This window comes from Streptomyces sp. SID10853, from assembly GCF_010548145.1.
Taxonomy (GTDB): Bacteria; Actinomycetota; Actinomycetes; order Streptomycetales; family Streptomycetaceae; genus Streptomyces.
Genome location: NZ_JAAGLN010000510.1, coordinates 1 through 806, shown reverse-complemented (window position 1 = coordinate 806; position 806 = coordinate 1). Strand labels below are relative to the sequence as shown.

Here is an 806-nt window from a genome sequence, read left to right as displayed (position 1 = left end):
GCGTTGCCCGCCGCGCCCGACGGCGGACCTCGTGCGCGGGACGCCGGGCCCGCCGGTGCCGTCCCCCTGTCGCTGTTGCTGGCGGGCCCCGCCACACCCGCGTGGCTGGTACGGCTCGCCCTGGACGCCGGTCAGCGGGAGCTGGCGGAGACCGTCGTCGCCCGCACACGGGCGGTGGACCCGGCGTCGTCCGCGACCGCGCACGCGGACGGCCTGCTCCAGGAGTCGGCCGAACTGCTGAGCAGGGCCGCCAAAGGGCACGGCGACGCCTGGGCGCGGGGCCGCGCGGACGAGGACCTGGGCGTGCTGCTGCTCAAGGACGGCGACGACAGCAGCCGTGCCCATGCCGTCAGGCGCTTCGAGGCCGCCCTGGGCATCTACGACGCCTTCTCCAGCGCCCCCGACACGGCCCGCGTGCGGGGCACGCTTCGTGGGCTCGGGGTACGCCGTCGGCACTGGACCTACGCCGATCGCCCCGCGACCGGCTGGGCCAGCCTCACCGACTCGGAGCGCGCGGTCGCGGACCTGGTCGCGCAGGGCCTGACGAACCGCGAGACCGCCGACCGGATGTTCCTTTCCCCGTACACCGTCAACTATCACCTCCGCCAGATCTTCCGGAAGCTGTCCATCTCCTCCCGGGTCGAACTCGCCTTCCTGCACCGCGATCACGACCACCCGGCCGCCGTCACCACCGCGCCACCCGCGGAGCGGCAGCGGCGTCCCTCCGCCGCCCAGCCCGACGGGCGTCGCCCCCGCGGAGCGACCCCCGCGCTGCCGGAGCGGAAGGCCAGGCCCGTACCGGCCGG

Annotated in this window: 1 protein-coding gene; it reads left to right on the top strand. The window is 76.1% G+C overall.

The genetic code is table 11. From position 1 onward, the window contains the following. On the top strand, window positions 1–806 hold an 806-nt coding region (locus tag G3I19_RS36695; RefSeq protein ID WP_164267969.1), incomplete at both ends, for a LuxR C-terminal-related transcriptional regulator.